General features: G+C 63.9%; 16 protein-coding genes. 8 read left to right on the plus strand and 8 right to left on the minus strand.

The annotated features are described in order from the left end of the window. Position 1: 1 nt before the first annotated feature. Complete coding sequence (locus tag KIT02_RS13835; RefSeq protein WP_297578643.1) at positions 2-850, minus strand: arylamine N-acetyltransferase; 849 nt, start codon at positions 848-850, stop codon at positions 2-4. Between the two features lie 108 nt (positions 851-958). After that, positions 959-1,405, minus strand: a complete 447-nt coding sequence (irrA, locus tag KIT02_RS13840; RefSeq protein ID WP_297578645.1) for an iron response transcriptional regulator IrrA — start codon at positions 1,403-1,405, stop codon at positions 959-961. Positions 1,406-1,566: 161 nt separating this feature from the next. Between irrA and fabA the strand changes: the two genes are divergently transcribed. Together fabA and fabB are read left to right on the plus strand one after the other, a co-directional pair. After that, the gene (fabA, locus tag KIT02_RS13845) at positions 1,567-2,073 is read left to right on the plus strand and encodes a 3-hydroxyacyl-[acyl-carrier-protein] dehydratase FabA (protein WP_297578648.1); all 507 of its coding nucleotides are present in this window, start codon (positions 1,567-1,569) and stop codon (positions 2,071-2,073) included. Between the two features lie 88 nt (positions 2,074-2,161). Beyond that, positions 2,162-3,388 carry a beta-ketoacyl-ACP synthase I gene (gene fabB, locus KIT02_RS13850; protein WP_297578651.1) on the plus strand — a complete coding sequence of 409 codons (1,227 nt, stop codon included), beginning with the start codon at positions 2,162-2,164 and terminating at the stop codon, positions 3,386-3,388. 35 nt (positions 3,389-3,423) lie between these two features. Here fabB and moeB read toward each other — a convergent pair whose 3' ends face one another. The 6 genes from moeB to ubiE form a co-directional block, all read right to left on the minus strand. Further along, entirely contained in the window at positions 3,424-4,149 is a 726-nt protein-coding gene (gene moeB, locus KIT02_RS13855; RefSeq protein ID WP_297578654.1) for a molybdopterin-synthase adenylyltransferase MoeB, read from the minus strand. Next, on the minus strand, positions 4,139-4,828 hold the full coding sequence (locus KIT02_RS13860; RefSeq protein WP_297578657.1) for a DUF2259 domain-containing protein: 690 nt from the start codon (positions 4,826-4,828) through the stop codon (positions 4,139-4,141). Before KIT02_RS13860 ends, moeB begins: the two co-directional genes overlap by 11 nt. Before the next feature lie 34 nt (positions 4,829-4,862). Next, on the minus strand, positions 4,863-5,330 hold the full coding sequence (gene dut, locus KIT02_RS13865; RefSeq protein WP_297578659.1) for a dUTP diphosphatase: 468 nt from the start codon (positions 5,328-5,330) through the stop codon (positions 4,863-4,865). After that, a complete protein-coding gene (locus KIT02_RS13870; RefSeq protein ID WP_297578662.1) occupies positions 5,327-5,926 on the minus strand; it encodes a hypothetical protein in 600 nt (199 codons plus the stop codon). The genes dut and KIT02_RS13870 overlap by 4 nt, the downstream gene beginning before the upstream one ends. 83 nt (positions 5,927-6,009) lie before the next feature. Then, on the minus strand, positions 6,010-7,560 hold the full coding sequence (ubiB, locus tag KIT02_RS13875; protein ID WP_297578665.1) for a 2-polyprenylphenol 6-hydroxylase: 1,551 nt from the start codon (positions 7,558-7,560) through the stop codon (positions 6,010-6,012). A 3-nt stretch (positions 7,561-7,563) separates the two neighbouring features. Further along, entirely contained in the window at positions 7,564-8,328 is a 765-nt protein-coding gene (gene ubiE / locus KIT02_RS13880; protein ID WP_297578668.1) for a bifunctional demethylmenaquinone methyltransferase/2-methoxy-6-polyprenyl-1,4-benzoquinol methylase UbiE, read from the minus strand. Between the two features lie 100 nt (positions 8,329-8,428). Between ubiE and mutM the strand changes: the two genes are divergently transcribed. The 6 genes from mutM (at position 8,429) to gyrB (ending at position 17,683) form a co-directional block, all read left to right on the plus strand. After that, positions 8,429-9,313, plus strand: coding sequence for a bifunctional DNA-formamidopyrimidine glycosylase/DNA-(apurinic or apyrimidinic site) lyase (gene mutM / locus KIT02_RS13885; RefSeq protein ID WP_297578671.1), 885 nt, complete (start codon positions 8,429-8,431; stop codon positions 9,311-9,313). Between the two features lie 263 nt (positions 9,314-9,576). After that, entirely contained in the window at positions 9,577-9,843 is a 267-nt protein-coding gene (rpsT, locus tag KIT02_RS13890) for a 30S ribosomal protein S20 (protein WP_297578674.1), read from the plus strand. 896 nt (positions 9,844-10,739) lie between these two features. After that, positions 10,740-12,188 carry a chromosomal replication initiator protein DnaA gene (gene dnaA, locus KIT02_RS13895; RefSeq protein WP_297578677.1) on the plus strand — a complete coding sequence of 483 codons (1,449 nt, stop codon included), beginning with the start codon at positions 10,740-10,742 and terminating at the stop codon, positions 12,186-12,188. A 242-nt stretch (positions 12,189-12,430) separates the two neighbouring features. Then, positions 12,431-13,552 (plus strand): DNA polymerase III subunit beta, encoded by a 1,122-nt coding sequence (gene dnaN / locus KIT02_RS13900; RefSeq protein WP_297578681.1) that lies wholly within the window; start codon positions 12,431-12,433, stop codon positions 13,550-13,552. A gap of 348 nt (positions 13,553-13,900) precedes the next feature. Continuing rightward, on the plus strand, positions 13,901-15,013 hold the full coding sequence (recF, locus tag KIT02_RS13905; protein ID WP_297578684.1) for a DNA replication/repair protein RecF: 1,113 nt from the start codon (positions 13,901-13,903) through the stop codon (positions 15,011-15,013). A gap of 216 nt (positions 15,014-15,229) precedes the next feature. Next, positions 15,230-17,683 carry a DNA topoisomerase (ATP-hydrolyzing) subunit B gene (gyrB, locus tag KIT02_RS13910; RefSeq protein ID WP_297578687.1) on the plus strand — a complete coding sequence of 818 codons (2,454 nt, stop codon included), beginning with the start codon at positions 15,230-15,232 and terminating at the stop codon, positions 17,681-17,683. The last annotated feature ends 33 nt before the right edge of the window (positions 17,684-17,716 follow it).

Here is a 17,716-nt window from a genome sequence, read left to right on the forward strand (position 1 = left end):
CCTATTCGGCCTCTTCAACGGGCGGCGGCGGCAGGTCCGGCAGTAGCTTGGCCAGCGCGCCCTCCAGCCGCTCATCCTGGGGCAGGGTGAGCCCGAAATCTCCGGTCAGGACCGAGCGCAGGGTCTCCATCCGGGAGATGTCGCGCTCCTGTTTCGCCCCTTCGACCGGCTGGATGATGAAGCGTGTATTGTGCAGCTTGAGCCGCTGACCCGGGGGCGCCAGGGCCACGCGCAGTTCATGTGTGAACGGGGAGCCGGGATCGGTCGCGATCGTGGTGTTGATGGCCTCGATGGCCGCATCGCTCACCTGGTCGAGGGTGAACATGTAAACCGGCTTGAAGTCGTCACCGATCTTGACTTCCAGCGTCCAGTCCGGATCGCCACCGACCAGGCGGAAGGTCTCGTGCGGGGTCGACTGGTCGACATCGGCGCGCAGGCGCAGCGGCGTCGTCAGCGTCAGCCCGCCAAAACCCACATCGGCGATATAGCTCTGGCCATTGATCTCCACCAGGAGCAGCAGATGGCTGGGCGGCCGGTTGGCGCCCTCTGCATCGGTCCAGACCACGCGCGCCAGAAGCGGGCGCACCGTGTAGTCGAGATCGGCAAGCATGTGCATGAACATCAGATTGTGTTCGAAGCAGTAGCCGCCGCGCTTTTCGGCCAGCATCTTCCGCTCGAGGCTGGGCTGGTCGAGCGCCACCGGGTCGCCCATGAGCGGCGTCAGATTTTCGAAGGGAATGGCGGCCGGATGCAGCGCATGCAGCATTTCGAGCGTCGCCAGGGTCGGTGCGATCGACCCGGAAAAACCGATGCGCTCGAAATAGGCGTTCAGGTTGACCTTAACCGCCATCGATCACCCTTGCTGCTGTTGAAACCGGTGCCAATATGGTCAAGCCGGGTGACTTTGTCACCGCCCCGTCACGCGCTGCGGACCCCGATCGGGTCTTGACAGGCCGCCTCAGACCGGCGCCTTGCGCACGCGGATCACCACGTCGACATGGCTCACTTCCATGCCGGCCGGGGCTTTCGGCAGCGATTTGAAGGTCACCGCTTCGGCGGGAATGTCGATCATGCGTTGCTCGTCTTCGACGAAGAAATGGTGATGATCGGACGTATCGGTGTCGAAATAGGACCGCGAGGCGTCGATGGCGACCTCACGCAGCAGCCCCGCCTCGTGGAACTGATGCAGGGTGTTGTAGATGGTGGCGAGGGACACATTGACCCGGGCCTCGGCCGCTTCCCCGTGCAGCTGTTCGGCGCTGACATGCCGGTGCGGGCCGCCGAACAACAGCTCGGCCAGAGCGACACGCTGCCGGGTGGGCCGGAGGCCTGCCATGCGCAGGACTGCCGTCAGGCAAGGCTTGCGGGACGGTAGGGGCCGGGCGGCAGGGCTGCGTTCAGTCATGGGGCCAGCGATGCTCGTCAAATTGGTCAGGTTACTGGAAATGCTTATACTGGCGGCACCCCCAAGAGACAAGCGCCCCAGGGCCGGAGGCCGGCGGCCCCGCTTGACCCTCTCCACCGGCCTCTATACGACACGAGACTCGACAAGACCGGGGATGTGCCATGGCCGAGCGTCAGAATAGTTTTGGGTATGAAGAACTCTTGGCCCATGGCCGCGGCGAATTGCCGGGGCAGGGCGATGCGCGCCTGCCGGCGCCCCCGATGCTGATGTTCGACCGCATTACCGAGATCCAGGAAGCCGGCGGCACCCATGGCAAGGGCTTTGTGCGGGCCGAACTCGACGTCAATCCGGACCTGTGGTTCTTCCAGTGCCACTTCATCGGCGACCCGGTCATGCCCGGATGCCTGGGCCTCGACGCCGTCTGGCAGATGACCGGCTTTTTCCTGTCCTGGATCGGCCAGCCCGGTAAGGGCCGCGCCCTGGGCGGCGAAATCAAGTTCCAGGGCCAGGTCACCAATGACGTCAAGCTGGTGGAATATGGCATCGATCTCAAGCGCGTCATGCGCTCGCGCCTGACCCTCGGCATTGCCGATGGCTGGGTCAAGGCTGACGGCAAAGTGATCTACGAAGCCAAGGATTTGCGCGTCGGCCTGTTCACCGACGCCTGAGTGCGGCCTTAAAGCCGGACCGAAACACCCCATATAATTGCGACGCAAACCCCAAGGCGAACGCAAGCATGACCGAAGCGAGGACGAGATGAGACGAGTAGTGGTAACCGGTATGGGTATCATTTCTTCGATCGGAAATTCGCTCGATGAAGTGACAGAAAGCCTGCGCCAGGCGCGGTCCGGCACGATTTTCGCCGAGGATCAGGCCGAACTGGGATTTCGCAGCCATGTGAAGGGCGACCCGCGCCTGGACCCGTTCGAGGCGCTCGACCGGCGCATCACCCGGTTCATGGGCAAGGGCGCAGCCTGGAATTACCTGGCCATGCAGCAGGCTATCGCCGATGCAGGGCTCGAAGAGAGCGATATCTCCAACCCCATGACGGGCATCGTCATGGGTTCGGGCGGCGCCTCTACCCGCACCATTGTTGAAGCCGCCGATATCACCCGCAAGAACACCTCGCCCAAGCGGATCGGGCCCTTGGCCGTGCCCAAGGCCATGGGGTCGACGGCCTCGGCGACCCTGGCCACGTCCTTCGGCATCAAGGGCATCAACTATTCGATCAGCGCGGCCTGCGCGACCTCCAAGCACTGCATCGGCAATGCCATGGAGCAGATCATGCTGGGCAAGCAGGACGTGGTCTTTGCCGGCGGGCACGAGGACCTCGACTGGACCTTGACCGATCTCTTCGACGCCATGGGCGCGCTGAGTTCCGATTTCAATGACAATCCCACTGTGGCCTCCCGCCCCTATGACGCCAATCGCGACGGCTTCGTCATCTCGGGCGGCGCCGGCGTGCTGGTGCTCGAAGAGCTGGAGCACGCCAAGGCGCGCGGTGCCAATATCTGGGCCGAGGTCATCGGTTATGGCGCGACCTCGGATGGCCTCGACATGGTGGCGCCATCGGGCGAAGGCGCCGAGCGCTGCATGCGCATGGCCCTCGCCAACGTCAAGGCGCCCATCGACTACATCAACCCCCATGCGACATCGACCCCGGTCGGCGACGGCAAGGAAATCGAGGCCATCCGGGCGGTCTTCGGCAACGAGGACAAGTGTCCGCCCATTTCGGCGACCAAGGCGCTGACCGGGCACAGCCAGGGTGCCACCGGCGTGCATGAATCGATCTATTCGATCCTGATGATGAAGCACCGTTTCATCGCGCAAAGCGCCCATATCGAAACGCTCGACCCGGCCTTTGCGGATATGCCCATCCTGCGTCAGCGCCGCGACGACGCTGACCTCGGCTATGTGCTCTCCAATTCCTTCGGCTTCGGTGGCACCAATGCCGCCCTGGTGTTCAAGCATCCCGAGGCGTGACAGAAAGAGCTCGGGCCTGACACGATAGCGACCAGCTAGTAGGCCAGTTCCGTAAACCGCGCTTCGGTGGCGTCATAGATGAGCACGCGGCCGATCAGGGGCTGGCCGAGGCCGGTGGCCAGTTTGATCGCTTCCATGGCCATGAGCGTGCCGACAATGCCAGTGACGGGGCCGAGTATGCCATTGGCTTCGCAGGAGGGCAGGGCGTCGTCGCTGGCTTCGGGGGGATAAAGCGCATCGTGAGCCGGGCCGCCCAGATGCGGGGCAAAGACGCTGACCTGACCGGAAAACATCGAGACGGCGCCCGAGACCAATGGCTTTTCGAGCCGCGCGCAGGCCGCGGCGACCGTGCGGCGGGTCTTGAGATTGTCGGTGCCGTCCAGGACGATGTCACAGGACGAGATGAGACCGTCGGCAGTGTCGTCCGTGACCGCCTCGGCCATTAGCCTGATACCAACATGCGGGTTGAGTGCGGATGCGAAGGCGCCGGCACTCTCGACCTTGCTGCGGCCGATATCTGCGGTGGTGTGAACCACCTGCCGCTGCAGGTTTGAAAGGGAAACCCGATCGGGATCGGCAATCGTCAATTCGCCGACCCCGGCTGCCGCCAGGTAGGCGATGGTCGGGCTGCCCAGGCCTCCCGCGCCGACAATCAGCATGCGCGCAGCCTTCAACCGCCGCTGGCCCTGCCCGCCCATGCCCTTGAGCACGATGTGGCGGGCATAGCGCTGGACTTCCTCCGGCGTCAGCTCAGAGGCCAAGCGGCACCGCCAGGAACCGCCGGTCGGGGCCTTCGAACCCGCCGGGATAGACCGAGACGATGGCGACCGCATTGGTCAGCGTCGGGCTCTGGAAGGGCATGACCACGCTGTGAATGCGGTATTCCACCGGGCAGCCGCGCGAGCGCGGCAGGGCGGTGTCGCGATGCACGAGGCGCTCCACGCCGCTATCGGCGATGCGCAACTCGTAGCCGAGCGGCTCGCTGCCGAACCAGTCGGCACAGGGGCTCGCTGCCGTGGTCGCAAAGGTGGTGAGCGAAAGGGTATAGTTCCCGGACACATTTCCCGGACCGTAGCCCGGCGCCCCGAAATCCAGTGTCCGGGCATCGGTGCCCGGCGCGCCATCGCCGATCAGGGCGGCGATCTCGACCGGGACTTCTATCCTGAAGTCGGCAATGTGGCCGGCGGCGCGTATCGCAGCCTGATTGCGAATGGCCGGAAGGCTGACCGTTTCGTCTTCGGCCATGACGCGCACCGGGGTGCCGACGACCCAGCTATCAGTGCTCAGGTCGACGACGTAAATGTTGGAATAGGCAAAACCCGACCCATCCTGGATGCCGAATTCCTCAAAGACGAAATAGCGGTTGTCGGGGGAAAAGCCCTTGAAGTCGATAAGGGCGCGATCCCCGGCCAGTGCTGGAGCGGCCAAGCCGGTGGCCAACAGGCCCCCGGCCAGGGCCCATGATCTTGCCGGCCTAAAGCCGGCCGGTCGAGCCGAAGCCGCCGGCGCCGCGTTCTGTTTCATCCAGGGTCTCGCTCACCACAAAGGCCGGTTGCATGACCGGCGCCACGATCATCTGGGCGATCCGCTCGCCCCGTTCGATCCGAAAACTCTGCTGACCCATGTTGATCAGGATCACCATGACCTCGCCTCGATAGTCGGCATCCACGGTTCCGGGAGAATTGAGCACCGTCACGCCATGCTTGGCGGCCAGGCCCGAGCGCGGTCGCACCTGCGCCTCAAAGCCTGCCGGCAGGGCCATGGCGAAGCCGCAGGGCACCACCGCCCTCTGACCCGGAGCGAGTTCGAGCGGCGCGTCGGCGGGCAGGGCCGCGCGCAGGTCGGCGCCGGCAGCCTGGGCGCTGGCGAAGTGGGGCAGGTCCAGGGCCTCGCCATGCGGCAGGACTTTCAGCCGGACAACCGGCGCACTGGTTGGGTTCACGGTACGCGCACCACGGCAAACAGCTCTTCGGGCAGGTTGGCGGCGCCATTGATCAGATCCAGCATCATGATCTCCTGGCTGGCAAAGCTCTTGTCCGCCGACACCGTCATATTGGTCTCGACCACCTCGGCACCAGCGACTTTGATGTTGAGGGTCCGCCCGGCAAAGAAGGCTTCCACCATCTGTCTGGTCTCGGCATCCATGTCTTCGTCGGCACCGACTTCAGCCTGCATGTCCTTGGTCGGCAGGGTGACACGCACGAGACCCGGGCCGGCGTTCTCGAAAGTGACGCCGCCATCTTCCTTGGTCACGTCCAGGCTCGCAAAGGCGCCCTCCTGGGTCACCACGCAGATCGCGCCGCCTTCGCTGGTCTCGGTCAGGGTGCCCTCGTCGCAGAACCCTTCGCTCTCGCCCTCGGCCTCTTCGGCACTCATTTTGACCATGGCGTAGAAATCGGCGTCCATGGTCTGCGTCAGGGTGGTGCGGGCGGTATCCGAACCGGTGACGGCGATATCCACGTCCACATCGACACACCCAGCCAAACCGGCGGCCAGCAACAGGCTGGCTGTGATCTTTCCGATCCAATTGAGGTGCATGCGAGATGTCTCCAAGCCGTTCGGGCGCTGGCACTCTATGGATTCGTTCTGGCCGCCGCAAGCCGAGGCGGCGGCCTCAAAGCCTATGATGAAAGGGTCAGAAGCCGGTAGGCGGCCAGGGCAAGGACCAGGGAGCCAAGACCCAGCGCGATGATCATGGCCAGGCGCAATAGGCCGTCGCCCCGCCGCCCGCGCATCAGCGCGCGATGTTCGGCCATGGTCAATTCTGCTTGAGCCAGCAGCGTTGGTACCCGGCCCAGGGCCTCGCCCATGCGGCTCATGTGACCGGCCAGATCCTCGAGGCGCCCCTGGGGGCCTTCTTCGCGCCGCAACCATTCGCCCACGACCGGCTCGGCGACGGTCCAGATGTCGAGTTCGGGATCGAGATTGCGCGCCACCCCTTCGACCAGCACCATCGACTTCTGCAGCAGCACCAGTTCGGGCCGCGTCTGCATTTCGAACAGGTCGGTGATGGTGAAGAGCTGCCCTAGCACCCGCGCCATGGAAATGTCGGCCGCGGTACGCCCATGCAGCGGTTCGCCTATAGAGCGGATGGCCAGGGTAAAATCGTCAACCGACTGGTGTGGCGGCACATAGCCGATATCGAAATGCCGCTGCGCCACGAGGCGGTAATTGCGGGTGATAAAGCCATAGAGGATATCGGCCAGGAACCGGCGCTCGCGCTTGGAGAGGCGCCCCATGATGCCGAAATCCACGGCGATGACATCGCCGCTCCCGGGGTCGGCAAACAGATTGCCCGGATGCATGTCGGCATGGAAGAAGCCATCGCGGATGGCATGGCGCAGGAAGCCCTGCAGCAGCTTGGCCGCCAGCGCCTTGCGGTCGATGCCGGCCGCATCGATGGCGGCGTGATCGCGAATGGGAATGCCGTTCATCCAGGTGGTGGTCAGCACGTTCTGGGCGATATGGTCCCACTGCACCTGGGGGATGCGGAAGCCCGCATCGTCCTTGATATTCTCCGTCATCTCGGAAATGGCGGCCGCTTCGAGGCGCAGGTCGAGCTCGAGCCGCATGGAATGGTCGAGTGTTGCCACGACCTCGGTGGGACGCAACCGCCGGCTGGCGCGCGAAAAGGTCTCGGCGAGCCGGGCGCCGGCATAGAGCGCCTGCGTATCGGCATGGAAGCGTTCCGATACGCCGGGCCGCAGCATTTTTACGGCCACCAGTTTGGGCGCCTCGCCGGGCAGGCGCAGCCTGGCGCTATGCACCTGTGCGATGGAGGCGGCGGCGATGGGTTCGCTGATTTCCGTCAGCTGCGCCGCCTTATCGCCCAGCGCTTCGCTCAGGATGGACGGCACCAGCTTGGGGTCGAAGGGCGGCATGCGGTCCTGCAGGCCCGACAGGTCTGCGGCGGCCTGGGCCCCGACGATGTCGGGCCGCGTGGCCAGGGTCTGGCCGAACTTGACGAAGCTTGGGCCCAATTTGTGCAGGGCCGCATTGAGCCGGTCGATGCGGCCGGTCTTGCGCACCAATGGCCGTTCGACCAGCCGCGCCATGCCGATGCCGAACCGCATCATCGGCGGCAGCGACTGTTCCGGCAGCACCGAGAAGGCGCCCTCGCGCGCCAGCACCCAGCCGGCATGGATCAGGCGGAAGGTCGAACCGAGCCCCATGGATCAGATTTTCCAGCCCGAGAACAGGGTCGCGATATTGCCGGTAAAGCTCTGGTGCTTGACCCGCCGGAACCCGGCCTTGCCGAGCATGGCCGAGAAGGCCGGGGGTTCGGGGAACTTGCGGATGGACTCGATGAAATACTGGTAGGGCTGCGCGTCGCCGGTGACCAGGCGCCCCATGGGCGGAATGACCCGGTCGGAATAGAGCTTGTAGAAAGCATCGAAGCCCGGCACGTCGACCTGGCTGAATTCGAGCACGAGGATACGGCCACCGCGCTTGAGCACGCGATGCGCCTCGTTCAGCGCCGCCTGAATGCGCGGGACATTGCGGATGCCGAAGGCGATCGTGTAGGCGTCGAAGCTGTTGTCGGCAAGGTCAAGGGTCTCGGCATTGGCCTCGAGAAAGCTGACCTGGCCGGGATAGCGCCAGCTCCTGGCCCGCTCGGCGCCGACGCGCAGCATGTCGGCATTGATGTCGGCCACCACGACTTCGGCATAGCCCAGCGAGCGGTTGACGATGCGTTCGCCGATATCGCCGGTGCCGCCGGCCATGTCGAGCACGCGATAGGGCCTTGTGCCGGACTTGGGCGGCGCCAGTTCGGCCACCATGGCGTCCTTCCACAGCCGGTGCACGCCCGCGCTCATCAGGTCGTTCATCAGGTCATAGCGGTCGGCAACGTCGTGGAACACCTTGTCGACCAGCCCCTGCTTGTCTTCCAGGGCAACAGTCCGCTCGCCGAAATGGGTGGTGTGCTGGGGCTCGGTCATGGCAAGGGCCTCGATAGGCGTGTCTGGTTGGCGCGCACCATATATAAGGCGTCGGAAAATGCCCATGGCACAAAGCCGCGCAGGGTGAAGGAGTTGTCCCATGCCAGAATTGCCCGAGGTGGAAACCGTGCGGCGTGGCCTGGCGCCCTGGCTCGAGGGTGCCACGATCGAAAGCGTCCGGCTCAACCGTCAGGATCTGCGGTTCCCGTTTCCAAAAGGCCTCGTGGCGGCGCTGGAGGGGCAGGTCGTCACCCATGTCGGCCGGCGGGCGAAATATCTGCTGATGAGCGTGTCGGATGGACACACAATCCTCAGTCACCTGGGCATGACCGGGTCCTGGCGCTTTGCCGAACACCCCATCGACAAGCCGCCGCGCTACTATGAACCGGGGACGGACGCCAAGCACGATCACATGGTCTGGACCCTGTTGCACCCGCAACACGGGCGCAGCCACCTCATCTATGCCGACCCCCGCCGCTTCGGCTTCATCGATCTCTACGATCATGCGCAGCAGAGCCCGTTCCTCGTCGGTCTCGGGCCCGAACCGCTCGGCAATGACTTCAGTGCCCAGGGCATGGCCGTGGCCTTTCGGGGGAAGAAAGCGCCGATCAAGGCGGCCCTGCTCGACCAGCGGGTGGTGGCGGGCCTGGGCAATATCTATGTGGCCGAGGCCCTGCATCGCGCGCATATCCTGCCGACCGTGGAAGCCCGGAGCCTGGTCCGGGCCGACGGCGGTCCGAAAAAGGCGCTCGATGCCCTGGCGGCCGCGGTGCGCGAAGTGCTGATTGCGGCCATAGAAGTGGGCGGCTCCACGATACGCGATTTTCGCAGTGTCGAAGGGGCGGGCTATTTCCAGCACAATTTCGCGGTCTATGACCGGGAGGGCGATCCCTGTCCCACGCCAGGCTGCAAGGGCGTTGTGAAGCGGATCGTGCAATCGGGGCGGTCCACCTTTTTCTGTCCGGTTTGCCAGAAGGCGCCTTAGCCGAAATGCCCTCGCCCTTCGACGGGCTCAGGATGAGGTCAACTGATGTGCCGGGGGAGACCTCATGGCGAGCGTGCCGAACCGCGAGGTCGGGTGCGTCGAGGAAATGGCATGCCCCGAATCCAGTTGACGCTTGCGCCCTCTTCCCCTATAGACCGGCCAACTTGGCGGCAGTCGATGTGCCGCCGCTTTCATTTTATCCCGGTAGGCCCGGCCGCCCAAGGCGGCTTGCTCCTGCCGGTTGGACGATCAAGAGGACCGAAATGGCCAATACGCCGTCAGCCAAGAAGGCGACCCGCAAGATTGAGGCCCGCACCGCGATCAACAAGTCGCGTCGCAGCCGCGTGCGGACCTTCATCCGCAAGGTCGAGGAAGCAATTGCCTCGGGCGATCACACCGCCGCCTTTGCCGCTCTCAAGGCTGCCGAGCCGGAAATCAACCGTGCTGCGACCAAGGGCATTGTTCATGCCAATCTGGCCGCCCGCAAGGTCAGCCGCCTCAACAGCCGCGTGAAGGCGCTGTCGGCCTGATCCGACAGCCGGCCGTGGCGCCCCTAAGGCGCGACACGGCAATGCCAATGGGCTCCGCAAGGGGCCCATTTTTTTGTCCCCCCGGCAGGCAAGCTTTTTCGCCACACCTTTGTCACATGACGTCGCGATGACCGTGACGTGACAGTCTTCTGTCAGTCAGACAGTGGCAAAAAGTATTATCCTGCAAGGGGTTGGGTGTCTTCGAACGGGCCGTAGGGTGCCTCTGCACCCCATTGCAAAGCCGGGTGGCGGAATAAATTTTCCAAAGCTCCGGTCCGGCTAAGTGTTGGAATCTGCCTTGAGTCACAGGCCCTTGCGCGGAGTTACTTTTCGGGGCCGGGTACCCCCAATTTCAGAGCGTCCGAGTCAAGACCCTATTTCTGCGATTCACGTGTTGCGGGTCCAAAACCGTGCCTCTAATGTACTTTGGCCGGCGGGGAAAAGAGGGGTGGAACGACCCTCACAAATCGCCGGGGAGACTCGGTTTTTCGAGTCTGGGTTTGGGGCAGTTGCCGGTCTCTCGGGCCGGTATGTTGGGGCCAATGTCTGGTCGGTTTGGCATTATGTTTTGCCGGGTCATCAGGATTGGAAGCGTTCTATAGACCGACGGCCAGGTCTGGCCGGGATCATGTAACAGGTCGACGTAAAAGCGGTTCAGCCGCAACAAAACATGTGTGCCCGCCAAACGGGCGCAGGGGCGAAGCCATGTCTGCATGTCGGGAACCGATGGCAGACTGGATGGAAACAGATCGGGAGCCGGCGGCTGATGCGGACCGTCCGGCACAACAGAAATGGGGCACTCTACAATGATGCGACAGGCGACCGCGGGAAGACAGAGTTGGGCACCGGCCCAGACCCCTTCCCCCTCTTCCTCACTCCCAGCTGGTGCACCTGTTATGTCCGATAGCCCTTCCCAAGAGCAGCGCGAGCTTTGGACCCGCGTGCGGGCCCGCCTCAAAGCGGCGATGGGCGAGGATGTCTTTACTTCCTGGTTTGCGCGCCTCGAACTCGAGGAAATCGTCGATGACCTGGTGCATCTGTCCGCGCCGACGCGGTTCCTGTGCTCCTGGGTGCAGTCCAACTATGCCGACCGCATTGTCGAAACCTTCCGCAACGATCTGCCCGAAATCGGCCGCCTGACCGTCAGCATGCGGGTCAATGGCCAGGCCCGCACCCGCATCGCCCCGGTGGTCGAGACCCCGAGCGAAGCGCCCGCTGCCAGCCCCAGCACGGCCCCGGTTCCGGCCCAGACGCCGGCCATGCCGCGCCTTGTGCGCGATGGCGCCAAGAATGGCGACGCACTTTCCGGCAGCGCCATCGATCCGCGCATGACCTTCGAGACCTTCGTGGCCGGTGGCGCCAATGAAATGGCCTTCGGAGTTGCGCGCCAGATTGCCAATGCGGCCATCAACAATGCAGTGACCTTCAACCCGGTCTATATCCATTCCACCGTTGGCCTGGGCAAGTCTCATCTGCTCAATGCCATCGCCCATGCGGTATCCGAGGCCGATCCGTCCAAGAACATCGTCTATCTGACCGCCGACCACTTCATGTACCATTTCATCAATGCCGTGCAGCGCCAGTCGGCGCTCGGCTTCAAGGAATGGCTGCGCCGGGTTGACCTGCTGCTGATCGATGACATGCAGTTCCTGCAGGGCAAATCCGCCACCGAGTTCGGTCACACCCTGGGCGCGCTGCTCACCGGCGCCAAGCAGGTGGTGGTCGCCGCCGACGCCCCGCCCCGTGATCTTGAAATGCTCGACGACCGCGTGAAGTCGCGTCTGTCCGGCGGGCTGGTCGTGCCGATCTCGACCTTTGACATGGACCTGCGCCGCGCCATCGTGCAGCGCCGCGCCGATCAGGCTACGGCCCGCTTCGGCATGCATTTCCCGGTGCCGGTGCTGGACTATATCGCCCGCGCGGTGATCAGCCATGGCCGCGATCTCGACGGCGCCGTCAATCGCCTGGTGGCCGCCAACCAGCTCACCGGCGAACTCATCACCGTGCCCCTGGCCGAAAAGACCCTCGCCGATCTCATCCGTTCGCGTGATGCCAAGCGGGTGCGCATCGAGGACATCCTCAAGGCCGTCTCCCGCCACTACAAGGTGCCGCGCAACGAACTGCTTTCGGCGCGCCGTTCGCGCGACGTGGTGCGCCCGCGCCAGATCGCCATGTATCTCGCCAAGGCCCTGACGTCTCGTTCGCTGCCTGAAATTGGCCGTCGTTTTGGGGGGCGCGATCATACGACGGTTCTGCACTCTGTTCGCAAGGTCGAGCAGATGATCAAGGACGATATCGAACTCGGCCAGGAAATCGAACTGCTCAAGCGCATGCTTGAGGAGTAGCCACAGGCCGCGCCTGGCGCTCAAATCGGTCCGGTGGAACGCTTGATGACATGAGCCCCTTTTCCCCTGGGTGGAAAGGGGCTCTTGTTTTGGCGCGACCCTGCACATTCCCGTGGCAAAAGACCGCCCGCCCTTGCCAAGTCCTGCGCAAATTGCAAATGTGCTGATCCGTTGCAAAAACCCCGGTTCGCCGGGGTTTGCCGTCTCTCGGGACGGGTATTGAGTGCCAGGGAACGATAGAAATGAAAGTCACGCTCGAACGCAATCATCTGCTCAAGTCGCTGAGCCATGTGCATCGCGTGGTCGAACGCCGCAATACCTATCCGATCCTCGCCAACGTGCTGTTCAAGGCCAGTGACGACCGGGTCGAATTGCGGGCGACCGACCTCGATATCGAGGTGACCGAAAGCGTGCCGGCCATGGTCTCGACCCCCGGCACCACGACGGTTCCGGCCCACACGCTCTACGAGATCGTCCGCAAGCTCGCCGACGGCGCCGAGGTTCGCCTCGAAACCGATGGCGGCGAAAACATGGTGCTGACCTCGGGGCGCTCGCGCTTCAACCTTGCCTGCCTCAGCCCCGACAGCTTCCCCGATCTCAAGTCGGGCAGTTTCCCGCACGATTTCGACATTGCTGCCGCCTCGCTGCGCGAATTGATCGAGCGCACCCAATTTGCCATCTCCAATGAAGAGACCCGCTACTATCTCAACGGCATCTACTTCCATGCCGTCGAGAACTCGGCCGCCGGTGCGCTGTTCCGCGCCGTGGCGACCGACGGTCACCGCATGGCCCGCGCCGAGATCGCCGCGCCCACCGGCGCCGAAGGCATGAGCGGCATCATCGTGCCGAAAAAGACCGTGGGCGAAGTTCAGAAGCTCCTGGATGGCGTCGATGGCGACGTGCATGTCGAAGTGTCCGACACCAAGATCCGCTTCACCGTAGGCCCGGTCGTGCTGCTCTCCAAGCTCATCGAGGGTACCTTCCCCGATTACGACCGGGTGACGCCCAAGAACAACGACAAGCAGATGCTGGTCGATCGCGCCGGCTTTGCCGTGGCGGTGGATCGCGTCTCCACCATTGCTTCCGATCGCGGTGGCAAGGCGGTCAAGCTCTCGGCGCAGAACGGTCTGCTCGAATTGACCGTGACCAATCCCGATCACGGCACGGCCAATGAAGAAGTTGCGGTCGATTTCGACATCGACGCCTTCGAAATCGGCTTCAATGCCCGCTACCTGCTCGACATCATCAGCCAGATCCGCACCGACAATGCCATCTTCCTGTTCAACGACGCCAATTCGCCGACGCTGGTCAAGGAAGAAGGCGAGGCCAATGCGCTCTATGTGCTGATGCCGATGCGGGTCTAGGCGGCGTCCCGCAGGGGAGAGCGCTCCAGTGGAGCTATTTAAGCCGACGAGGCCCGGAGCGCTATGCGCGCAGGGCGGTGGGGCGGCTTCAAAATCCATAAGACCCCTCACCCGTCTCGGCCTGCGGTCGGTCCACCCTCTCCCACAAGGGGAGAGAGGTGAGTCGGTGGTCGCCGAAGGCGCATGTCTTCCTTCTCCCCTTGAGGGAGAAGGTGCCCGGAAGGGGCGAATGAGGGGTTCTGCGCCGTCCTTGCCAAAGTGTGTCCGGATAGGCTGGCACCCCTCACCCGTCTCGCGCTGCGCGCGATCCACCCTCTCCCTCAAGGAGACAGGGGAAGAAGGGGCGCAATGATCCGCCACATCTCCCGCCTGCGCCTCACCGCCTTTCGCAACTATGCCAGTGCAGCACTCGATCTCGATGCCCGCCATCTGGTGCTGACCGGGCCGAACGGCTCGGGCAAGACCAATCTGCTCGAGGCGGTGTCGGTGCTCTCGCCAGGCCGGGGCTTGCGCGGCGCCAGTTTCGAAACCCTGCACCAGCATGGCGCCGAAGGCGGCTGGGCCGTGGCGGCCACCGTCGAAACCGATGACGGCCCGGCCGATATCGGCACCGGATCGCTGCCGGATGGGGGGCGGCGGGTGCGGGTCAATGGCGCCAATGCCCGCTCGATCGAGGCCATGAGCGATTACCTGCGCGTGTTGTGGCTGACACCAGCCATGGATGGCCTGTTTTCCGGCCCTGCCGGGGACCGCCGCCGCTTTCTCGATCGCCTGGTGACGACGCTCATTCCCACCCATTCGGCGACTGTCGGCGACTTCGACAAGGCCATGCGCCAGCGCAACCGGCTGCTCGATGAAGGCGGCGATCCGCGTTGGCTCACGGCCATCGAGGCGCAGATGGCCGAACTGGGTGCCTCCATCCATCTCAACCGTACCGACAGTCTCGCTCATCTTCAGGCCCTGATTGCCGAGAGCCTGGAGGACGGGAGTTTTCCCGCTGCCCGCCTGGCGCTGACGCCGCTGCTCGATGATATCGCGGTGCCGCCGACCTCGGCGGAGCTCGAAACCCTTCTGGCGCAGCGCTGGCATGCGGCGCGCGGGCTTGATCGGGCAGCCGGGCGCACCACATCTGGACCACACCGGGTCGATCTTGAGGTCATTCATGCCCAAAAGGCCATGCCGGCGGCTCTGGGATCGACCGGCGAGCAGAAGGCCCTGCTGATCGGGCTCATTCTCGCCCATGCCCGGCTCGTGCGCCTGCGAACCGGAATAGTGCCATTCCTGCTGCTTGACGAGATCGCCGCCCACCTCGATCCGGACCGCCGAAGGGCTCTGTTTGCGGCCCTGGATGGGCTGGAAACCCAGTGTTTTCTGACAGGTACCGATGCGGTGCTGTTCGAGGCGCTGGAGGATCGGGCGCAGCGCATTTCGGTGCGCGACGGGCGGCTGGCTCCTGCGTGATGTCCCATTGACCTCACCCTGAGCCTGTCGAAGGACGAGGTCGCGGCCACTGCGTGTGCGACCGCATGGATCGACAGGCTCACCACGAGGTCTCTAAGAGGGCTTTTTTGGAAGTGCTTTTGCCCAGCAAAAGCCTCAAAAACCGGCAAATTTCTTGGGGTTTTACCCCCGTTCCGCTAGAACAATTCTCACGTGAAATCGACTGATTCGGACCCCATGAGCGACAGCGAAAATCCGACCCCGAACGAATATGGCGCCGACAGCATCAAGGTGCTGAAAGGTCTCGATGCGGTGCGCAAGCGCCCGGGCATGTATATCGGGGATACCGATGACGGGTCGGGCCTGCACCACATGGTCTATGAGGTTGTCGACAATGCCATCGACGAGGCCCTGGCCGGCCACGCCGATCTGGTGACCGTCACGCTCAACGCCGATGGCTCCTGCTCGGTCAACGACAATGGGCGCGGCATTCCCACCGACATTCACAAGTCCGAAGGCGTTTCGGCGGCTGAAGTCATCATGACTCAGCTCCATGCCGGGGGTAAGTTCGACCAGAATTCCTATAAGGTTTCCGGCGGCTTGCACGGCGTCGGCGTCTCAGTCGTCAATGCCCTGTCGGTGTTCCTGAAGCTCAATATTCGCCGCGATGGCAAGATTCACGAGATGAGCTTCACTCATGGCGTGGCCGATGCGCCATTGGCCGTGATCGGCTCCTATGTCGAGGCCCGGCAGCCGGGCACCTATGAGGGGCGGTCGGGTTCGGAAATCACCTTCCTGCCGAGCCCGCAGACCTTCACCATGGTCGAGTTCGACTTCAAGACGCTCGAACACCGGCTGCGCGAACTGGCTTTCCTCAATTCGGGTGTCCGCATCCTGCTGCGCGATCATCGGCATCCCGAGCCGATCGCGGTCGAGCTGTTTTATGAAGGCGGGCTCGAGGCCTTCGTCAAATATCTCGACAAGTCCAAGGCGCCGGTCATCGATACGCCGATCACCATGCGCGCCGAAAAGGACGGCATCACCGTCGAGGTGGCGTTGCAGTGGAACGACAGCTACCACGAGAACGTGCTCTGCTTCACCAACAACATTCCCCAGCGCGACGGCGGCACGCATCTGGCCGGCCTGCGCGGCGCGCTGACCCGGCAGGTCACGAGCTATGCCACGAGCTCCGGGATCGCCAAAAAGGAAAAGGTCGAGCTCAGCGGCGACGATACGCGCGAGGGGCTGACCTGCGTGCTTTCGGTCAAGGTGCCTGATCCCAAGTTTTCCAGCCAGACCAAGGACAAGCTGGTTTCCTCCGAAGTCCGGCCGGTGGTTGAAAACGTCGTCAACGAGAAGCTCGGCCAGTGGTTCGAAGAGCATCCCAACGAGGCGCGCACCATTGTCGGCAAGGTGGTGGAAGCTGCTGCGGCCCGCGAAGCCGCCCGCAAGGCGCGTGAACTGACCCGCCGCAAGGGGGCGCTGGAAATCTCCTCGCTTCCCGGCAAGCTCGCCGATTGCCAGGAACGCGACCCGGCCAAGAGCGAAATCTTCATCGTCGAGGGCGATTCGGCCGGTGGTTCCGCCAAGCAGGGCCGCGACCGCTCCAACCAGGCGGTGCTGCCGCTGCGCGGCAAGATCCTCAATGTCGAGCGCGCGCGCTTTGACCGCATGATCAGCTCCGACCAGGTCGGCACGCTGATCACGGCACTCGGCACCGGCATCGGCCGCGAGGAATTCAACGCCGACAAGCTGCGCTACCACAAGATCATCATCATGACCGACGCCGACGTCGACGGCGCCCATATCCGCACGCTGCTGTTGACCTTCTTCTATCGCCAGACGCGCGAACTGATCGAGCGCGGGCATATCTACATCGCCCAGCCGCCCCTCTACAAAGCCACGCGCGGCCGCTCGGAGCTCTATCTGAAGGACGAGCGGGCGCTGGAAGACTATCTGCTCGAAGGCGGGCTGGAAGACGCCGTGCTGCGCACGCGCGACGGTGCCGAACATGCGGGGGCCGACCTCATGGCCATCCTGCAGCAGTCGCGCGACATCGTGAACGCCATCAACAATCTCAACACCCGCTACAACCGCAACCTGGTGGAACAGGCGGCCATTGTCGGTGGTCTCGACGCCGAAGGCATGTCTGATCCGTCAAAGACCGCCGAGACGCTGAAGCGCGTCGCCAACCGGCTCGACCGCATTTCCGACGAGCTGGAACGCGGCTGGAGCGGCGCGGTGACCGACGAGGATGCGCTGGCCTTCTCGCGTACCGTACGCGGCGTGACCGAAACGCACCAGATCGACCGGGCGCTGCTGCAATCGGCCGATGCGCGCAAACTGCGCCAGCTGGCCGGCCGGCTCGACGAATTGTTCGGCGGCGTGCCGACCCTGACCCGCAAGGGCGAGACCATCAATATTTTCGGGCCCGCCTCGCTGTTCAAGGCCGTCACCGATGCCGGCCGCAAGGGCGTGAGCCTGCAGCGCTATAAAGGCCTCGGCGAAATGAATGCCGAACAGCTCTGGGAAACCACGCTCGACCCCAATGCCCGCACCCTGCTCCGGGTCGAAATTGACCAGACGGACGAAGCCGACCAGATTTTTACTGCCCTCATGGGCGATCTCGTCGAACCGCGCCGCGACTTCATCCAGGACAATGCCCTGAATGTGAGCAATCTGGACGTGTAGGTGATGCTCATGTAGCGCAACCTTCGGGAGTCT

The sequence above is a fragment of the Devosia sp. genome (genome assembly GCF_025809055.1).
Classification (GTDB): Bacteria; Pseudomonadota; Alphaproteobacteria; order Rhizobiales; family Devosiaceae; genus Devosia.

Excerpts from the sequence above, each read along its gene's own strand:
- KIT02_RS13835 (WP_297578643.1), bottom strand. The coding sequence starts at position 850 with ATGGCGGTTAAGGTCAACCTGAACGCCTATTTCGAGCGCATCGGTTTT.
- irrA (WP_297578645.1), bottom strand. The coding sequence starts at position 1,405 with ATGACTGAACGCAGCCCTGCCGCCCGGCCCCTACCGTCCCGCAAGCCT.
- fabA (WP_297578648.1), top strand. The coding sequence starts at position 1,567 with ATGGCCGAGCGTCAGAATAGTTTTGGGTATGAAGAACTCTTGGCCCAT.
- fabB (WP_297578651.1), top strand. The coding sequence starts at position 2,162 with ATGAGACGAGTAGTGGTAACCGGTATGGGTATCATTTCTTCGATCGGA.
- KIT02_RS13870 (WP_297578662.1), bottom strand. The coding sequence starts at position 5,926 with ATGCACCTCAATTGGATCGGAAAGATCACAGCCAGCCTGTTGCTGGCC.
- ubiB (WP_297578665.1), bottom strand. The coding sequence starts at position 7,560 with ATGGGGCTCGGTTCGACCTTCCGCCTGATCCATGCCGGCTGGGTGCTG.
- ubiE (WP_297578668.1), bottom strand. The coding sequence starts at position 8,328 with ATGACCGAGCCCCAGCACACCACCCATTTCGGCGAGCGGACTGTTGCC.
- mutM (WP_297578671.1), top strand. The coding sequence starts at position 8,429 with ATGCCAGAATTGCCCGAGGTGGAAACCGTGCGGCGTGGCCTGGCGCCC.
- rpsT (WP_297578674.1), top strand. The coding sequence starts at position 9,577 with ATGGCCAATACGCCGTCAGCCAAGAAGGCGACCCGCAAGATTGAGGCC.
- dnaA (WP_297578677.1), top strand. The coding sequence starts at position 10,740 with ATGTCCGATAGCCCTTCCCAAGAGCAGCGCGAGCTTTGGACCCGCGTG.
- dnaN (WP_297578681.1), top strand. The coding sequence starts at position 12,431 with ATGAAAGTCACGCTCGAACGCAATCATCTGCTCAAGTCGCTGAGCCAT.
- recF (WP_297578684.1), top strand. The coding sequence starts at position 13,901 with ATGATCCGCCACATCTCCCGCCTGCGCCTCACCGCCTTTCGCAACTAT.
- gyrB (WP_297578687.1), top strand. The coding sequence starts at position 15,230 with ATGAGCGACAGCGAAAATCCGACCCCGAACGAATATGGCGCCGACAGC.